Below are 17,879 nucleotides of genomic sequence, written 5' to 3'. Positions count from 1 at the left end.
TTCGTCTAAAATTTTCAGTTTAAAAGGTTCTGAATACCGTCTGATTACTTTGTCATTTTTATACATAATGTTTAAAATTATGTAGCCTTTATTCAGGACGGGTCAAAATTGTAGCCAACGGTCTCGGCTATGAGTAGTTGCGTGGTTTAGCACTAAACTTTGCAAGTACACACCAAACTGAAAATCCGCTAGGATTTTCAGAAGTAGGCGAGAACAAGCAATTACTTATAGCCATTGTTGTGCATAGTTATTTTTTTGATTTGTATATCGCTCCATAGTAAACAATTCCTTTCGGACTTGTCGACCTGTAAACGTATCCGTCGTTATCTAAAAGTTTTAGAATTTCAACCTCGATTTTTTCTCCAATTAAATTTTTTAGGTTGTCATCAGACATTCTTTTGTAAGTCAAAGTATATGTAGAATTCGATGTCCAGTTAATACTATAAATCTGTCTACTTTTATAGCTTTTTTCTTTTTGCATTTTTTTTCTCCGCTTAATTTTTGTGTCTTGATGATTTATATGATGATAGCTATAATTCCCTAATCTAAATTTTGAGCATTCTTCTATTTCATTTTCATTTAATTTCAAGTTTTCAAATTCAGGATTCATAAATGAAAAGGCTAGATTTCCGCATCTCCCAATTAAAGGACCATCTTTAGGATAGTCAAAACTCTTAATGTAATTTACAAGTTGGTCAATATTAGCTTGATTTTTATGGGTTGTTTTTTCCGCAATCAATTCAACATTGTTTATTCCATTTATACTATCAGCACAAATTTCGAGAGTCACGTAATCTACAATTTCAACTCCTTCAATAAAGTATCTAGTCATTATTTGAGAGTGTAGATTGATAGATACTATTATAAATCCAAACAGTAATATTTTTTTCAATTCGCGATTTTTTTAATTATGCACAACGGTCTTGTGTATGAAACGTAGCGTATAAATAAACGCTAACTTTTCGGGTTAACACTGAGCCGAATTTTTATATTTTGTTTTTAATTTTTCTCTTTTTAAAAGCCAAATTAAAAATTTGGCGGTCTTTGCTAATAAGTACAAACCTTTCGGTTAAGCACTTATTAGCTATGTTTTATACACCGTGTTGGCAACAGTTTTTACTTTTCGCAAACACAGTTGACATCGCTATCAGAGATGTTTTTTAATTGATTTTCCGAATTAATGTCGGTATCATTTAATTCAACTTGCATTATTCTTTCGAGGTCAATTTCGATTTCCCAAACACTTTTATTGTCAGTTTCGTCATTGATGCACGAAATAAAATATCTGTTCCCGAAATTCTTAAGAAATCTAATAGGTCTTTCATCTATATCTTCCATTGTCAATAATGTAGAATCAGTTTTTAAATCAAATACAGAGAAACCACTTAAATCAGATTCGTAAATTGCAAAAAGCAGTTCTGATTCTTCATCAAGGTAATTATCTCCACCAACTACATTGAAAATTTTTCCTTTGTCATTAATTATTAGCGTTCTACCATCATAATCACCGTGTTTTGTAAAAATCAAATGGTTGTTAAATTTTGTTGCGACTGAGATTCCGTAATTTCCACCAACTGGTTCTGGCGTAAATGAAATATAATCTATCTGTTTGTCATTCTTATAAGTAATGATTTCAGACTTACAATAGAATTCAGTTCCGTCACTTTTATATTGATTCAGTTGGATTTTAATATTTCCAATTGAGTATTCTTTTTGGGTTTTTTCGCCCTTTGTTTCTTTAATTAAGGAATGTGGTTTTGATTCATTTTTAATTACTGTTTTAATCGGTTCCTTTTCTGAAATTTCAACTTGACTTTCAGATTTTACATTATTAACTTTTTTATTCTTCTTACAAGAAATTGTCAATAATATTAGTGTTAATAGTATTATGTTTTTCGTCATTTCTGTAATTGTTGCCAACGGTCTAGTATAAGAATAGTAGCGGATTTTCACGCACTAACTTTTCAGTTAAACACAGACCTTTTTCATATTTACCTAACTTCGTTTTAGCGATTGAACCGCTATTATTTTTATACATTGTTGTAATGCGTTTTTAATACTTCGTCAATGGCATTTACCACGATATCTACATTTTCTTTGCTAAAACACAAAGCTGGTTTAGTTTTAATAATGTTGTCAAAAGGTCCATCTGTACTTATTAGTATATGTTTCCTTCGTAATTCATTCTTGATGTGACAAGCTAGTTCTGTATTTGGGTTTTTGGAATTATCTCTTACTATTTCGCAACCTATAAATAATCCGTTACCTCTAACATCTCCAATGCAAGGATATTTGTGCATTAATTCTCTTAAACGTGAAGTGTAATATTCACCTACTGCATTGGCATTCTCTTGTAATTTTTCCTCTTCAATAACATCTAAAACTGCAGTAGCTATGGCACAAGAAACTGGGTTACCTCCAAACGAACTAAAGAATTCTACACCTTTCTCAAAAGAAGCAGCAATTTCCTCAGTGCAGACCACAGCTCCCATTGGATGTCCATTTGCAATGGGCTTACCAAGTATTACCATATCAGGGATAACTTCAGAAGCTTCAAATCCCCAGAAGTGTTCTCCCAATCGTCCGAATCCTGTTTGTACTTCATCACTGATACAAATTCCTCCTTGAGCCCTTATAGCTGGATACACTTCATTTAAATATCCTTTGGGTAGTGGTACTTGACCTGCACAACCTACAATAGGTTCGCTAATAAAAGCAGAAATTGGCACAGAACTATTTTTAATTTGTGCTACCGCATCTAATCCATATAATTGCCCAGCATTGGGATTGTCTTTTTGATAAACTCCTTTGTAGGTATCTGGTATAGTGGTTTTAATGATGTGTTTTTTTTGTCCATTGCCTTTAGGATTGTTGAATTTATAATCACTTATCTCTATGGACGTTTGTGTGTTACCGTGATAACCAAGCTCCATTACCATCATATGTTTTGAATCTGTATGGTTATTAGCCATTCTAATAGCTAAATCACTTGCTGCACTTCCAGAGTTGACAAAAAACACTTTGTTTAAATTAGGGGGAAAATGACCCAGTAGCTTTTCAGCATATATGGCTAGTTCGTCAAAAAGATACCTTGTATTGGTATTCAGTTTTGCCATTTGTGTTTTACCAGCTTCTATTACTTTTGGGTGCGAATGTCCTACGTGTGGAATATTGTTGTACGCGTCTAAAAACGTATTTCCATCAGCATCATACATATATTGAAACGCTGAACGAACCATATGAATGGGTTCTTTATAGCTCAATGATAATATAGGACTGATGTACTGAAGTCTTCTTTTTAGAACTTCATTTATATCAATCTTTTCAAGCTTTGAAAAACCTGCGGCTTTTCTGAATTCATTTTCAGCTTTGATTGGATTTATTGCAAGCCAACGGTAAAGCATTTTCCAAGCAGACTTCTCGCTAACAGATGCATAGGTGTTATTAGGATTTGCTTTACGTGCGTGTGCTGAATTACATACGCTAGTACATAGTCTTGCAGCTATAAGGTAATACAGTATTTTTAGCTCTTTCTCTTCTAAAGGAAGTTCTTGATGATACGCTTTAATAAGAATAACAGCCCATTCTAATGGATTTTCTTTGTCATAGAATCCGTATGTAATAGCAATCGCCAATTCGTTAATTAAAAAGGTATGTGCAACATCTCCGAAATCAATGATTCCTGAAATTTTACCATCTTGAACGAGTATGTTCCATTCATTAGCATCATTATGAATGACCTGTTTTCTAAGTTCAGGAATAACAGGTCTTACAATCTCTTCAAACTGATTGAAAAAATATGCAACTACATTTCTATCTTTCGGATTTGGAATGTGATTAATGTACTTTTTGTTTAATTCAAAGTATTGAATATCCCATTCCCATTTTCTAGCTTGAATGGTATAGTTTTTATAGTCTTTTAATTTGATGTCTAGCTGTGCCAAGAATGTCCCCAAAGATTCAAATAAGGAAGGTGTGTGCTTTGCGTTACCAAGAAACTTTCCCTTTAAAAATGAAAGCATACGCGAAATTTGTCTGCCATTATCTGACTCTATAACTTTTACAAAGGACCTGTCTTTAAAAGCAAAAGGCTTTGGAATATAGGTGTCAAACTCTTCTTGTAAGTAGAGAAGTGTATCATTCTCTGCTTCAACGGTATCTTTTAGCGATTCTGAAAATTTATAAGTCTTATAGATAAAATCATTTTCTTCTGTTATGATATGATAATTCTTATTATCGTAACCATCAAGTATCTTGTTATTCAGAATTTTGATACTAAATTCTTTTTCTAAAAATGTGTTCATTTATTTAAAAGTTTCGCTAGGATTAGAAAATGATTTAAATTCCAGAGGGTTACCACTAAAATCAAATACAAACATTGTAAGCTGTTCACCAACTTTTCCTTCGTATCGCTTTTGTGGTTTAACAACAAATTCAATTTTTTCGGATTCTAATTTCTTTTGTAATCTTTTGAATGTTTCTGTGTTTAATAAACATCCAAAATGAGGAATTGGAACGCTAATTCCATCCACTTTTCCACAGTAGTCTAATTCGGGAAAATTTTCACTGATGTTTGCAGAAAGTTGATTGTCAAAAAAATCAAAATCGATCCAAGTTTCTGCAGACCTGCCTTCTTTACACCCCAAAATATCTACGTAGAATTTTCTTGTTGATTCTATATCTTTTACTTTAAACGCATAGTGAAATGATGGCATACTATATATTTTTATTTGTTTTCAAATGCATTACAACGTGTTTGTGTATGGCTCGTTGCGGAAAATCAGTATGATTTTCCGATTAAGGAAACAAGATAGCAAATTGCGCAAGAATTTCCGAGTAGGAAATTCAGAAGCAATGAGCTATACACGTTGTTACCTACAGTTATTTTTTTCCAAATTTTACTAATTCAGGTTTTATTATTATTAATTCTCTTTTTTTCGGAAATTTTCCGTGTTCAAAAGTCAGTTCGACACTATTTTCTTTCTTTTCAAGCGTTTTTATGTCAACATCATAAAAGTCCGAAATCACGAACGTTTTATTTTCATAACCCAATTCAGTCGGTTGAATCAAAATATGAATATCAGTTTTAGAATTTTCGATTTCCAGAGGTAAACTTTGTCCATTATAAAATGTCATTACTCTCACAAAAAAGTCATTTCCATATTCCGATTTAACTTGGTCAAAATCACGAAGGATTGATTCAAATTCCGATTCAGACGTTTGAGTGATTTCAGAAGTATGTTTGTAAACGAAAAAATTGTCTGATATATCTAAAGTGTCTATAAAATCCTTTTTGTCAATTAATTTCCGTTCTCCGCTTTTTAATTTTTCCGCAACATTTATTTCAGAGTCCGAAGTTTCCACGAAGCGATAATAATCCGAAGTTTGTTTGTTTTCTAAATTCTCAATTTGTGTCTGTAAATCCGAAATCTGCTTTTCTTTTTCGGTCAGTTTTTCAGTCAGCTTTTCCAATTCCGATGAAGTTTGTTTTGAACTACAACTTGCAATTAAAATCAATGTTAAAATCAGTAGCGGAATGTTTTTCATAATTGTAGGTAACGGTATTGTATATGGTTTGTTGCGTGGTTTAAGTACATAATTTAGCAAATAAAAACCAAATAGAAAATCCGCGAGGATTTTCGTAAGTAGGCTAGAACAAGCAATAAATTATATACGGTGTTAGCAATAGTTATTTAATTATAGGGTAATCGAATATTTCATAAGATTCTTTTTTATTATTAAAGTTGATCATTCTAACAGAATATTTTAATGGAATAAAAAAATGTTTTTTAAGCTTCATTGTAATGTTAATTCTTTTAATGTATTCTTCTGATTTCAAAAGAGAAGTATATTCTGGATTTATAGTGTCGCCAACATGATTAAAATTAGAATCTAAATTCAATTCAAAATAATTCCCTTTTCTCTTATTATCCGATAAGGCTTCAAAAATGACCATAGACATTGCGCCAGGATTGAAACCTACAGAGGTGTTGCCATTAGATAAATTATAATTAAACCCAAAAGCTGGATAATTCCACCAATAATTATTCCCAGATCTGTTATGATAAGTATTCTTGTCTACATGGCCAATTTGAACTATGTAATCACCGTTAGTTGATTTGTTAACACCTAAATAAAGTTCTGCGTTATAAGTAGAACCAATGGCTTGAGGGAAAAAACTCTTAAAAAATTTTTTAGTGTTAAAAGAATTATTAGATACTTTACCATTTATTATAACTTTATTATATAATCCAAAAGAGTTAATGTCATACTTAAATTCCGAAACTAATTTTTCTGTTTTAACATCATGTATTAAAAGATAAGCAAGTTCTTTATTCATGTAAAAAGTAAATAAAAAGTTGTCCTTAATAAAAGAATTCATTTTTTTTATTTTTTTACTTTCTTCTATTGCTATTTTTTGATTTCTTATATCACCAGATTCATTGAAATAAACCAAATTTATTTCACCTACTTTCTTGTTATCTATCACAAAAACTAAATTTCCGTTACTATAAAATGCTTTATAGGTCTTAATAGAACCTTTCTCAACAAATTGTAAATCATTTACAAATTCCGTTTTATCAGTGCTAATAGCATTAAGTAGATTTAACTGAAAAAAATTTTTAGCTTTATATGAAGTGATTTTAATGTCCTCAACAGATTTAATCTGTATAATCTTACGAGTACGATCCTTAATCTCATCAATTAAGAACGTCCTGTTTTTATGAGAAAAAATATTTTCTGGTTTTAAATAGATAGGCTTTGAACTTGTAACTTCAGTTAGATAGTTAACATCTTGTATTATAGATAAATTTTGAGACTCCTTAATTAATGTTAAGTTATTATCATTTACATGAAATGTTACATAAATAGGTTTTTCAGGTCCTTTATAGAGTTTTATTAATTTGGTTTGTTCGCTCTTATTGTAAAAATAAATTTCAGATTTATATTCTTTTTTTACCTTATTAATAATAATATGAAAAGATATAGAATCGTTTAGCGCACCAGAAAGGTTAGATACATTTTTTTGTTTTTCTTCTATTTTAATTTCGCCAATTGACTTTTGTCCTTGCACGTTTAAATATGATAAAAGAATAATGAAAATTGATATTATTTTAGATAATTTGGTTTCTGTTCTCAATGGTATTTTGTTTTAATTATTGCTAACGGTCTCGTATAACCGTCAGTTACGGGATTAAAGTTAATAATTTTCGGTTAAGAACTGGCGTTAGCAATTCCGAGTGGATTCGGACGTAGTCGAATCCGCCGTAATTGCGGTTATACATTGTTGTGCGTAGGCTTTTATTGTTTCATTCATTACTTCTTTCGGATATTTCCATTTCAATATTTGGTTTGGTGAGCTGTTCAGTCCACTATTTATTTTTCTGAAAGGTAAGTTTTCAAAGCTTCCGTATTCCATTTTCCAGTGGTCAATATTAAACATACAATTATTTAATGAACCATTTGCACTTCTGTCATTATTCGTTTCGCAGAGCTTTATTTCTCCAATTAATTCACTCAATTTTTGGTAATCAATTAAAATTCCGTCGTTGTTGAGTTGAGAATGAAGGTTTTTTGTGAAAATCTCCGTTATATTTTTTAAATCAGATGTTTTTATGTCTGAAAGAATGAGTAAATATTTAGTCAGTTTATTTACTATTAACCAGCATTTTTTTCTGTCAACATAAAAAATAGTCGCAACCCATTCGCCTAAGATTTTATTTTCGGATTCACTTTTATCAACGATTGATTTTTTTATCGTTTTTTCAAGTTTGCGTGTTGTATAAATTTGGGTTTGATTCATTAAATTTCTCGTTATTCAGAGTTTTTTTTCAGCTTACGCACAACGGTCGAGGCTATGAGTAGTTGCGTGGTTTAGCACTAAACTTTGCAAGTACACACCAAGCTGAAAATCCGCTAGGATTTTCAGAAGTAGGCGAGAACAAGCAATTACTTATAGCCATTGTTGTAATGCGTTTTTATTATTCATCATCTTTCATTGAATCCCAAAAATCGGCATCCAATTTTTTAATTTCTATTGTTTGCTCAACTTGCATTCCAAGTCCATAGTCATAAATATATTCCGCAAGTTGTTTTCCGTCTATCAGCACTAAAGTTGTCGAGCCATTTAAATTGTTCGCATATTCAATTGCTCCTTTTGAATAATAAGAAGTCGTAATAAATACTCCTTTATTCGATTGAGCAACAGCTAAAGCTCCAACAAATTTTTGTATTTCTTCACGTCCGATTGAACTGTCTATTTTATAGCGTTTTGCTTGAATATGAATTCGTCCAAGTCCAAGAACGTCCTCTTTAATTATTCCATCAATTCCGCCATCATTCGAAACTTTTGTCACAAGTCCAGAATTTTCAATTTCTCCACCATAACCCATTTTTTGAAGAAGTAAAACCACTAATTTCTCAAAAGCAGTTGGTGTTTTGGTCAAAATTGTATTTAGAATTTCTGTATAAACAGATTTTCTTATGTTCGAAAATGAAGAGTAAAGTTTTTCTTGAGGCGTAAGTTCTGAAGAAGATTCGTCAATTGTTAATTGTTCTTCTGTTGTTTTTTTCTTTTGTCGTGTTGGCTCTCTTTTTTCAAGTTGTTCCTCAATGTATTTATCAACCTTTTCAGGTGTTTTTAATAATTGAATTCCTGAATCATTGATTTTATACATTCCTCGCTTTGGCTTGTCCAAAAGTCCTGCCATATTCAAATAACTCAATGCCCAAGAAACTCGGTCATAAAAAATGTGTCCATTTCCAGAAGGATACATTTCGTTAACTTCTTCATCTGTCAGTCCGAAATGTTCAGATAAAGGTTCAATGAAATCTCGAAGTTTCATTGTTCCGTTTTTATTCAACAATTCCATTACTGGAACTCTTATTTTATCGTGTTTTGGTATCGCCATTTAGTTTGGTCTTAAATGCATTACAACGGTCCGGGCTATGATTAGTAAGGGAGTAGAAGAGCGCTAACTTTCCAACTTGCACTAAGCCAAAACTTTTTATTTTGTTTTATTTTTCTATTTAAAAGCCAAATCCAAAAGATTTGGCGGACATTCTAAAATTACACAGACCTTTGCTAAAAGCCAAAATCCCTTATTAATTATAGCCGTTGTTAGCAAACGGTTTTTATTTTATTTGGGTCCACTGCCCAATAAAAATTAGAAATTCAGATAGCTCATAAAACGTTAGAACTGTCAAAATAGAAAGTCCATTTTCCGTATTCCATTTTGTTATTAGTGTCCAGATATAAAGTCCTATCGGAAGAAGCATCAAAAATCTCAATTCCCCGATAAAGGGATATTGAAACAGTCCCCAAATAAATGATAGAAATGCAAAAAGTCCAATCGCAAAATTTGTCCATTTTCGGTTTGCGGCTTGGTGAACGGAAAACCCTATGGTTAGAATTCCGAAGCTGAAAAATGACAAGTCTGTCAATAATTGGTTCTTAAAAAAAGTCAGCCCAAAACTGATGGAAAGTCCAATTAAGATTACTTTTAGAAAAGTCGGTTTGGTTTTAGCATAAAGCAAAAGTCCAGCCAAGATTCCAATTCCGATTATAACTTTTTGCTGCGTCATCGAACTGTTTGCTAACGGTCTTGTATATGGCTCGTAGCGTGCAAATTAGCGATAACTTTTCGGTTAAGCACGAGCCGAATTTTTTAATTTTCTTATTACTTTTTTTCTCAATAAGCCAAATTAAAAAATTTGGCGGACTTGCAAATATGCCATAACTTTGAATTAAGCAACTAACTAGCTATGAGCTATATACGTTGTTGTAAGTAGTGCTTTTTCACATTCACTTACTTAATTTTAATATCCGAAATGCACCTTGAATTACCAACGCAAAAACGATTGTTCCGATAATCAAATCAGGTTTACTCGAACTCAACCAATTTACCAAAATTCCTGCGATAATTACCCCTAAATTTATAATCACGTCATTCGAGGTGAAAATCATACTCGCTTTCATATGAGCCTCTTCTTTGCTTTTTGACTTTTGCAAAATATAAAGACAAATTCCGTTTGCGATAAGTGCAAAAATCGAAACGATAATCATTGTCGAAAAATCGGGAAGTTTCTCGTCTCCAAAAAATCTTCTTAAAACTTCCACAAATCCAATAATCGCAAGTGTTATTTGAAAATATCCAGCAAGTTTTGCAATCCGCTTTTTCTTAACTATAGTTCCTCCAACCGCAAACAAACTAATTCCGTACACGAAACTGTCGGCAAGCATATCCAAACTGTCTGCAACAAGTCCCATTGATTTTGAGACAATTCCTGTTGTCATTTCGATAATGAAAAAAGCAAAATTGATTGCAAGTACAGACCAAAGTAGCTTTTTTTGGTTTGTGTTTTCTTTAAATTCCGTTTGGTCGGTTTGTTCCGTTGAGATTTTTTTTCCGCCTAAATTCAGTTCGATAACTGACTTTTCGATTTGGTCAATTTCTCCGCTGTGAAAAACGGTCAGTTTTCGGTTCGGAATATCAAAGTCCAAATTCGCAATACTTGAAATTCCGTCCAATTTCATTCGGATTAGATTTTCCTCTGAAGGACAATCCATTTTGGTAATTTCAAATATTGTCTTTTTCACTCGGTTTGTTGGTTTTTTTGCATTACTTACAACGTCTCGGCTATGGCAAGTAGGGCAGGCAAGGAAACTTTTCGTTTCCGTCTGGTCTGCTAGCCAGAGCTTTTTGTTTTGTAATTATTTTTCTTTTTTAATTGCCAAATCCAAAAGATTTGGCGGACTTAGCAAATACGCCCAAGCCTTTAAATATAGTACTTTTCGCCCTATTTGCTATAGCCATTGTTGTGCGCAGGCTTATTTCAGAACGTTTTTACATTTCCATTTTCAATCCAGTCTGGAATTTCAATATCCTTTGCCAATGGATGTTGTTGGAATATATGTCTTAATCCTTTAATTGAATGGTAGGCTTTGTTAATTAACTGTTTTTGAAGTTCAATATATTTTTTATCATATTCATTTTCACTAATCTTATGAGCAGGATTTTGTCGTTCTCTTCTAATCTCTTTGAGTTGTTTAAATAACTTCTTTAATTCATTATTTTGCTCTGCTTTGAAAATGCCTCCAAGCCAATCTTCCATCAGTCGTAATGTCCCTTTCGATTTGCGTTCTACCATACCATTCTTTAATTCGACAATATCATAAAACTCAACTTTATCTTTAAAAAAATCTTTATTAATATTATCAGATATCATTTTGTCCAAAAGGAGTACAAAGTCTTCATAGTTTTTCAAAGTTGGAGTAAAGAAAAATGTAAATTCTTTTGGGCGATTATGTTCATCATAGTCTTTTCTAAAAAGTTGCTTAGAAAATATTGTTTGGGCTAAATTATTTAAACAAGTTAATTCTCCGATAAAAGCACTAAAAATGGAATAAGATGAAGTCCAATTACCTTTAATAGTATTCTCGTAATATTCCTCAAGAACCTTACATTCGCCAAATCGCTCTTTGTTTTTCCAATAAATTTGATGTTCAGGAGTGAGGTCGCTTAAATATCTTAGGTAAACTACGGCTAATCTATTCTCATTTTCGTCAAAACCTAATCCAAAAGTTTTTAAAAAAACATCATCTTCATCTCGAACAAGTGGTTTTTCATTTTCATCATATTTCGCCGAAATTCGTCCAGAGTAATCTTGAAATTTGAAGTTAAATCTTGGGTCATTTACATATCTTTCTAAGACTTCAATTTCAAAAAATCTAGGTGATAGTTGTGGCTCGGCAAGTGCTAAAGCTTTACTATATATTGCTTCTCCAAATTCGTCCAAATTTCTATCTGACGTAAGCATTTTAGGAGAAGGGTATAGGCAGATTGGAAAATCCGAGCTTTCAATTGAATACGATATTTCTCCAAACTTTTTGGTGGTAACTGTCCAACTTTTGGCATCTTCAAGGATTTTTAATTGAATGTCTATTGGATAAAGACGTGAATAAATAATGTGGGGATTAGAACTTGATTGAATGGTAATCCTATCATTTTGGACTAAGTTTTTAATCAAATCAATTGATTTCTCGTATTCAATATTTAAATCATCTGAGATTTGCCTTAATGGAATACCGTTAAAATCATTTGACTTTACAAAGAAGTCATATACTTTTTTCTCAATCTCTTTCTTCAAATGATTCTGTTTTTTTCAGCTTGCGCACAACGTTGTTGTATAAGATTAGTTGCGTGATTTAAGCACTAAAGTTAGCAAATAAATCACAGATAGAAAGTCCGCGAGGACTTTCGTAAACTGGCTAAAACCAGCAATTAATTTTATACGGTGTTACCTGCCGTATTTTTTCCATATTTTCTTAAATCGTTTTTCAGATGTCAATAGAAGTATAACTCCATTTATCGCTCTCGAACCATAAATACTTGCAGATTCTTCTTTGGTCAAATATTTAATTGCATTAGTTTCAGCCAATAATAATTCTTTTAAAGGTTCTCTGTTTTGTAAAGGTCTTCCATTCACAACAATAAGCGGTTCTGGATTTCCAATTCCGCCATCTCGTATTTTTATTTTCACATTTGGATTTGAATCCGAAATTTTTACTCCATAAGTATTTTCTGTTTTATCTGGATTGTATTTCAGAACTTTGAAAACTAAAGAGTCAACATATTTATATACTTTTTGTTCAGACAGTTTGTCAAAACGCATTAATTTTAATTCTTGAGAATCAGTTTTTTTCAGTTCTATTATTCTGAATTTATCACTAATAATTCCGTTTTGATAGTATTCAATTATTTGTCCGAAATCTCTTTTTCTCAATTTGATTTTTTCTTTTCCGACAATTCCGCTTATTCTAGGTGGTTCTGTGCAAATGTTTAATTCATTAGTCTTGAATTTTCTTTTTTCGATAGTCCATTTAATTTGATAACAATCTTTAATATTTGGATAAAATTTAATCGTGTCGGTTTTGGAATATAGTTCGCTATTTGTTTTCCAAATTCCATTCAATTCCTTTTTCTTAATTTGAGAGAAAGAGAAGTTAGTAAAAAGTAAAAAGCCTAATGTTAAAGCAGTAATTTTCATTTGTGGTTATATGGCAGGTAACGTTGTGTGTATGGTGCGTGCTTTGCATGCACTATAAACCTTGTTGTGTTGTCGTTTTTATTTTTAATTCAATTCCAATTTCAGGTTTTACTTTCTGTTTTTTGTTTTCAGGTTTAAGTAAATACCAATAAATTCCATTTTTTCGTTTTTCCAATTCTTTTTGAACCGCAACTTCTCTATCTTCTAATGTCTTAAATACACTGCTGACGTGCGTATATTCAGTTTCACAGTCAAAGTATATCTCAGAATCATTTGCGACTAATAACGTTCCTGAAAGGACTCTTTTTTTAACAATCCAAGATTCCTCCGTATTCAAATCAATAATTTGGGTTCCTGGCGGAATACCATTTTCAAAATGTTGTAGTTCCGTCATTAGACCTACTCTTGAAATATTAAAACACTCAATGATTTTTATGAAACCTGATTCCATTGATTTATAAATAAATTTTCACTTCTAAACCTTGCTCTATCGACTCTTTAAAGAAAGATATTAAATTATCTATATCATTGTTTATGTCCTTCAAATCATAATCATCCGTCGTCCAAAACTTTAAAATCTTTTCCGAGTCGACTTTAGTAACAAACTCTTCTTTATTCAGTATTCTGCGGACTCTTTCAATTTCGTTTCTTAGTTCAGATATTTTGTCGTGTTCATACGTTTGTAATTCGTCTATCCATTTGTCCGAATTGAGATCTAAACTCAAGAGTATTGGGAACTCATCTATTATGTGTTTAGGTAAATGTCTAGAACAATAAATTAGAAAATTAGGAGCCATCTCAGAAATAACTTCTTCTTTTTTATTTAAAGCTCTCATCCATCTTCCCATAATTTTTGTTTTAATGACACACAACGTCTCGGCTAAGCGTAGTGCGGAGGCAAGGAAACTTTTCGTTTCCGTCTGCGCACGAAGCTAAAGCTTATTGTTTTGCTTTTTCTTTTTTTGTCCAAAGCTAAATCCATAAGATTTAGCGACTTCATAAATATACACAGACCTTTCGGTTTTGCCCTAAAGTCCGCATTACGTTTAGGCATTGTTGTGCGTTCGTTTTTTTGCGTACTACTCCGAAATATTGGTCCATTTGTCAACTAAATCTGAGTAGCGGCTTGATTTCGGCTCATAATTTTCGTCTAAAGCACTAACCTCTAAATCTGAAAAGAAATCAATTATTTTTTCGATACTCTCACTATCCAAGTCAATCCGATATTGGTTTGTTTCGAGTTCATTTTTCTTGTTATGCAATTTGGGTTTTTCAATAGGAATGCCATTTAAAATCCGCTCAATTTTTTTTAGAAGTTCAACTTTGCCAAAATCCGCGAGCTTTTGTCTAGTGATGTTTAAAGTTGAATAGTCCAAAATGGGAAGTCCTTGAGGTTTTATTCTGTCGTGCTTGCAATCTTGTTCTGGATTTGGTATATCAGTCCATTTATCCGCTCCGATTCCGTATTCTATTTCGCAACTTTCGATTGCATCTTTTTCGGATTCATACCACTCGTCCCATTCAGAATTGCAATCTTCCAATTTTTTAAACCCAAAGAGATAAGTTCCAAATTCGTCATTGTAAATCATCAAGCGAATAATTCCATCTTTTGGTTCGTTAAGACTTACAATTTTTCTCAATTAGTTACTTTTTTCAAAATGACGCACAACGGTCTAGTATAAGAAAAGTAGGGCAGTTGTAAGCGATACTTTTCGGATTAAGCTAAAGCCGAATTTTTAAATTTTGTTAATTATCTTTTTTCTTTTTAATTATACCAAATTTAAAAATTTGGTGACTTGGCAAACACGCACAGACCTTTCGATTAAGCACTTTTTGCCCTATTTTTTTTATACATTGTTACCTGTAGTGCTTTTCCGCAAACTTGCTAGCGTTGGCAGAAGACATACTCTTTTACAGTTTTGGTGAAGCTTGGATGGTGCAACTGTAAATGTGTATGGCTTGCGCGTTGGCTTAAAAAGTCATATAATATTTCCCTTCTTCAAACTTGTAAAAAGTAAGTTTGTCATTCCCATATTCTTCTAAAGTTTCCAATGTAACAGGTTCATATTTTTTTAATACTCCGCTTCTTTCTAGTTTTCCTTTTAACCATATTCCAAAAATCTGTAAACTATTTTTTGAACGGATGTTTTTATAGTAATCTCCTTGAGTTCTCATTGGGATTATCAAACCATCGTCAGTATAGGCAAGAAAGTCGCCTTTAGGATAGAATGTTTGAGAGTTCAAATCATTACTAGCAATAAGTTCTATTTCGTACCAAGGTCTTGGTTTAACTTTGCCAGTTGACCGACTCCATCTACCTTTTCCAAAATAAACATTGAGGTTTGATTTTTCTTTTTCGGCAACTCGGTCTAATGGGAAAACAAATTTGGGTAGTTTTTCTAAAGAAATTGAAGATGAATCATAAGTTTTTAAACTTGTCCAAAGTCTTTCTACTTTGTCAAGAACAATTTTCTTTTTACCTGGAACAGTTATATCAGCTTGGTCTATTGATATCGAGTAGGAAGGCGAATAAAGGTCATTTAAAAATGCTATCAGATTTACTTTTTGATTGTCATCTAATATAGGTATTGTACATTCGATATTCCCTTTAGTTCCACTTGCAGAAAAATTTGATGAACCAACATAGATATTTGACGTTACATCTTTATCAAATTGATATACTTTACCGTGATATCTTCTGCCATTAGTTACAAACACACCTGAGTTTTTGTTGTAAGCTTTTAAAGAATCATTCAATTTTGTTACTGCTTTCAACTTTTTTTGACCTAATCCCTCATAAAATGCCATTCCTAAAAGCAGTCTTGATGTACCACCTTTTTTTGCAATTTCAATAAACGGTTTTTCAAAAGCATTAATTACGTCAAGTGAAGCGTAACCTGATGCAACTGTAATATTATTAGACGTCTTAAACTCTTTATCTAAAACATTCCTAAAGTCGCCTCCGTATTTTTGAATATTAGTGTGCATTAACCTTGATATTTTCTAAAAATGTTTTTATCTGTTTTGCAAAAGGATAAATACCTGATGGTGGAACAGAATTACCAATTTGTTTTCTCACTTCTGTAATAGTGCCCTCAAATACAAAATCGTCTGGATAACCAAATAATCTTGCTCTTTCTCTGTTGGTTAACGGTCTTGGTTCATCATAATGATATCCCCAAGTTCCACCACCACCAGCAGCAATGATAGTAGTTGACGGTTTGTTAGGATGAAGTCTGCGGTAAACGTGAGAAATCATTCCTTTTACATAGTGTGGTGAATCTTTTGGAATGTCAGTAAAATTACCTCCTGGTGGAATTAGCTTTAATTTTTCAATAGTACCAGCTTGGATGTTTTGATGCTCGTTGTTATGTTTTACTTTTTTCACTCCTTTCAAAGCTTCTTTAGCAGTTAAATAGTTGTCCGCGTCATTTGTTGGTGCTGGTATGTCAAAAAATGTATCTAAATCTTTTCTTACTCCAATAATTAAAACCCTTTGACGAAGCTGAGCTACTCCATATTCTGCAAAATTCACTAAATGTGCAGTTGTATTATAACCGTAATCTCCAGTCTCTGAAAAATCTTTAATTATAGTCTTTATTGCTTTTTTCTTATTAGCAGTTAAAATTCCTTTTACATTTTCTGCAACAAACATTAAGGGCTGCTTTTGAGAAACAATTTCAACAAAGTTTTGATATAAATTACCTCTGTCTGTCGTTATTCCTCCTCTTTTCCAAATCATAGAAAAATCTTGACAAGGAAATCCACCAAGTATTAAATCTGCATCTGGTATTTTTGAATAATCTAATTCAGTTATGTCTCCACAAACAATGTGGTCCCCAATATTTTTTGCGTATGTTTCACAAGCTCTTTTTTCAATATCATTAGCCCATTTTATATTAAAACCAGCTTTATCAAATCCTAAATCCATTCCACCACAACCAGAAAAAAGTGAAATAACATCAATTTTCTCTTTTTCTTTTGATTGCTTTTTTGAGATATCAATAGGTGGTGAATACATCCTTAATTGTGGTTCTTTGGCAATGCTCATATTTTCTAATTCTGTACTCATCTATGTTAGTTTTGGTATTGGATTTGATTTTAGATATTTTATTTTTTTTTCGGCAACTTTTAGCACTTTACTAGCACAATCTTCATCTACAATTTCATAAGCAATTTTGTCGCTAATGAACTGAATTAGAAGTTCATCTTTATCGAGTTTCAGAATTTCAGCTAATTTTTCCAACATTTCTTTTGTCGGTTTTCGCTCGTTTCTTTCGATTTTGCTCAATATTGCTTGGTCAATATCAACATAAGCTGAAACTTGTCTCAAAAGAAGTCCTAGATTTAGTCTTTTATTCCGTAAAATTTGTCCGATTGTTTCCATTTGAAAATTATTACTTGACAATAAGTGTCAAATATAGTTTGTCAAATTTAAGATAGCAAGAAATTCGGTTTGAATTTGTTCGAGCGTTGGAAAAAAATAGCTCTTTTATTTTTTTTAGCTTTGGATTTTCGCGTTGGGAAAAAATAAATGTGCTGTTTACGCGGTGGACTTTTTAGTTCAAATGTTGAATTTTAGCACTATTTCCGCATTACAGGTAACGGTTTAGTATAAGAATAGTAGCGGTTTTAAAGCACTAATTTTTCGGTTAAACAAAGACCTTTATTTATATTTACTTACTTTCGTTTTGGCGATTAAACCGCTATTATTTTTATACAGTGTTGGCAACAGTTTTTTGTTTTTATTAACAAGTTAAATGGTCAGAAATCGGAATTAGCTCTTTACTATTAAATTTTCGAGTGTTAATTACATCGTTTTTTATCTA

At 32.0% G+C, this 17,879-nt stretch carries 18 protein-coding genes; all 18 read right to left on the bottom strand.

All coding sequences use genetic code 11. The features are described 5' to 3' along the window. Positions 1-247: 247 nt before the first annotated feature. The 18 genes from EYD45_RS14000 to EYD45_RS13910 all read right to left on the bottom strand — a co-directional run bounded on the left by EYD45_RS14000 (position 248) and on the right by EYD45_RS13910 (position 17,437). Entirely contained in the window at positions 248-892 is a 645-nt protein-coding gene (locus tag EYD45_RS14000) for a hypothetical protein (RefSeq protein WP_130965182.1), read from the bottom strand. 224 nt (positions 893-1,116) lie between these two features. Beyond that, positions 1,117-1,920 carry a hypothetical protein gene (locus EYD45_RS13995; RefSeq protein WP_130965181.1) on the bottom strand — a complete coding sequence of 268 codons (804 nt, stop codon included), beginning with the start codon at positions 1,918-1,920 and terminating at the stop codon, positions 1,117-1,119. 110 nt (positions 1,921-2,030) lie between these two features. Beyond that, positions 2,031-4,304: an aminotransferase class III-fold pyridoxal phosphate-dependent enzyme gene (locus tag EYD45_RS13990; RefSeq protein ID WP_130965180.1), complete on the bottom strand. Its 2,274-nt coding sequence runs from the start codon at positions 4,302-4,304 to the stop codon at positions 2,031-2,033. Next, entirely contained in the window at positions 4,305-4,715 is a 411-nt protein-coding gene (locus EYD45_RS13985) for a VOC family protein (RefSeq protein ID WP_130965179.1), read from the bottom strand. A gap of 166 nt (positions 4,716-4,881) precedes the next feature. Further along, a complete protein-coding gene (locus EYD45_RS13980) occupies positions 4,882-5,547 on the bottom strand; it encodes a hypothetical protein (RefSeq protein ID WP_130965178.1) in 666 nt (221 codons plus the stop codon). 142 nt (positions 5,548-5,689) lie between these two features. After that, the gene (locus EYD45_RS13975) at positions 5,690-7,141 is read right to left on the bottom strand and encodes a hypothetical protein (protein WP_130965177.1); all 1,452 of its coding nucleotides are present in this window, start codon (positions 7,139-7,141) and stop codon (positions 5,690-5,692) included. Between the two features lie 87 nt (positions 7,142-7,228). Continuing rightward, the gene (locus EYD45_RS13970; RefSeq protein ID WP_130965176.1) at positions 7,229-7,804 is read right to left on the bottom strand and encodes a DUF6933 domain-containing protein; all 576 of its coding nucleotides are present in this window, start codon (positions 7,802-7,804) and stop codon (positions 7,229-7,231) included. A gap of 178 nt (positions 7,805-7,982) precedes the next feature. Beyond that, positions 7,983-8,912: a restriction endonuclease gene (locus EYD45_RS13960; protein ID WP_130965174.1), complete on the bottom strand. Its 930-nt coding sequence runs from the start codon at positions 8,910-8,912 to the stop codon at positions 7,983-7,985. A 223-nt stretch (positions 8,913-9,135) separates the two neighbouring features. Further along, positions 9,136-9,585: a hypothetical protein gene (locus EYD45_RS13955; RefSeq protein ID WP_130965173.1), complete on the bottom strand. Its 450-nt coding sequence runs from the start codon at positions 9,583-9,585 to the stop codon at positions 9,136-9,138. Positions 9,586-9,805: 220 nt separating this feature from the next. Then, the gene (locus EYD45_RS13950; RefSeq protein ID WP_165453941.1) at positions 9,806-10,600 is read right to left on the bottom strand and encodes a cation transporter; all 795 of its coding nucleotides are present in this window, start codon (positions 10,598-10,600) and stop codon (positions 9,806-9,808) included. A gap of 236 nt (positions 10,601-10,836) precedes the next feature. Then, positions 10,837-12,150, bottom strand: a complete 1,314-nt coding sequence (locus tag EYD45_RS13945; protein WP_130965172.1) for a hypothetical protein — start codon at positions 12,148-12,150, stop codon at positions 10,837-10,839. A gap of 150 nt (positions 12,151-12,300) precedes the next feature. After that, complete coding sequence (locus EYD45_RS13940) at positions 12,301-13,050, bottom strand: SusC/RagA family TonB-linked outer membrane protein (protein ID WP_130965171.1); 750 nt, start codon at positions 13,048-13,050, stop codon at positions 12,301-12,303. Positions 13,051-13,102: 52 nt separating this feature from the next. Then, positions 13,103-13,501: a hypothetical protein gene (locus EYD45_RS13935; RefSeq protein WP_130965170.1), complete on the bottom strand. Its 399-nt coding sequence runs from the start codon at positions 13,499-13,501 to the stop codon at positions 13,103-13,105. A gap of 4 nt (positions 13,502-13,505) precedes the next feature. After that, positions 13,506-13,898, bottom strand: coding sequence for a hypothetical protein (locus EYD45_RS13930; RefSeq protein WP_130965169.1), 393 nt, complete (start codon positions 13,896-13,898; stop codon positions 13,506-13,508). Positions 13,899-14,129: 231 nt separating this feature from the next. After that, positions 14,130-14,690: a hypothetical protein gene (locus EYD45_RS13925; protein WP_130965168.1), complete on the bottom strand. Its 561-nt coding sequence runs from the start codon at positions 14,688-14,690 to the stop codon at positions 14,130-14,132. A 331-nt stretch (positions 14,691-15,021) separates the two neighbouring features. After that, positions 15,022-16,038 carry a restriction endonuclease PLD domain-containing protein gene (locus EYD45_RS13920; RefSeq protein WP_130965167.1) on the bottom strand — a complete coding sequence of 339 codons (1,017 nt, stop codon included), beginning with the start codon at positions 16,036-16,038 and terminating at the stop codon, positions 15,022-15,024. Continuing rightward, on the bottom strand, positions 16,028-17,122 hold the full coding sequence (locus tag EYD45_RS13915; RefSeq protein WP_207303315.1) for a DNA cytosine methyltransferase: 1,095 nt from the start codon (positions 17,120-17,122) through the stop codon (positions 16,028-16,030). The genes EYD45_RS13920 and EYD45_RS13915 overlap by 11 nt, the downstream gene beginning before the upstream one ends. Further along, positions 17,123-17,437 (bottom strand): helix-turn-helix domain-containing protein, encoded by a 315-nt coding sequence (locus tag EYD45_RS13910; protein WP_130965166.1) that lies wholly within the window; start codon positions 17,435-17,437, stop codon positions 17,123-17,125. Positions 17,438-17,879 lie beyond the last annotated feature (442 nt).

It is taken from the genome of Hyunsoonleella flava (genome assembly GCF_004310325.1).
GTDB classification, from domain to species: Bacteria; Bacteroidota; Bacteroidia; order Flavobacteriales; family Flavobacteriaceae; genus Jejuia; species Jejuia flava.
Note: the sequence above shows the minus strand (reverse complement) of the source record. Positions and strands in the feature narration are given on the sequence as shown.

Bases quoted from the DNA above. Each gene is read 5' to 3' on its own strand.
- EYD45_RS13970 (WP_130965176.1), bottom strand. From the start codon at position 7,804: ATGAATCAAACCCAAATTTATACAACACGCAAACTTGAAAAAACGATA.
- EYD45_RS13960 (WP_130965174.1), bottom strand. From the start codon at position 8,912: ATGGCGATACCAAAACACGATAAAATAAGAGTTCCAGTAATGGAATTG.
- EYD45_RS13955 (WP_130965173.1), bottom strand. From the start codon at position 9,585: ATGACGCAGCAAAAAGTTATAATCGGAATTGGAATCTTGGCTGGACTT.
- EYD45_RS13910 (WP_130965166.1), bottom strand. From the start codon at position 17,437: ATGGAAACAATCGGACAAATTTTACGGAATAAAAGACTAAATCTAGGA.
- EYD45_RS13940 (WP_130965171.1), bottom strand. From the start codon at position 13,050: ATGAAAATTACTGCTTTAACATTAGGCTTTTTACTTTTTACTAACTTC.
- EYD45_RS13915 (WP_207303315.1), bottom strand. From the start codon at position 17,122: ATGAGTACAGAATTAGAAAATATGAGCATTGCCAAAGAACCACAATTA.
- EYD45_RS13980 (WP_130965178.1), bottom strand. From the start codon at position 5,547: ATGAAAAACATTCCGCTACTGATTTTAACATTGATTTTAATTGCAAGT.
- EYD45_RS13930 (WP_130965169.1), bottom strand. From the start codon at position 13,898: ATGGGAAGATGGATGAGAGCTTTAAATAAAAAAGAAGAAGTTATTTCT.
- EYD45_RS13985 (WP_130965179.1), bottom strand. From the start codon at position 4,715: ATGCCATCATTTCACTATGCGTTTAAAGTAAAAGATATAGAATCAACA.
- EYD45_RS13935 (WP_130965170.1), bottom strand. From the start codon at position 13,501: ATGGAATCAGGTTTCATAAAAATCATTGAGTGTTTTAATATTTCAAGA.
- EYD45_RS13990 (WP_130965180.1), bottom strand. From the start codon at position 4,304: ATGAACACATTTTTAGAAAAAGAATTTAGTATCAAAATTCTGAATAAC.
- EYD45_RS13920 (WP_130965167.1), bottom strand. From the start codon at position 16,038: ATGCACACTAATATTCAAAAATACGGAGGCGACTTTAGGAATGTTTTA.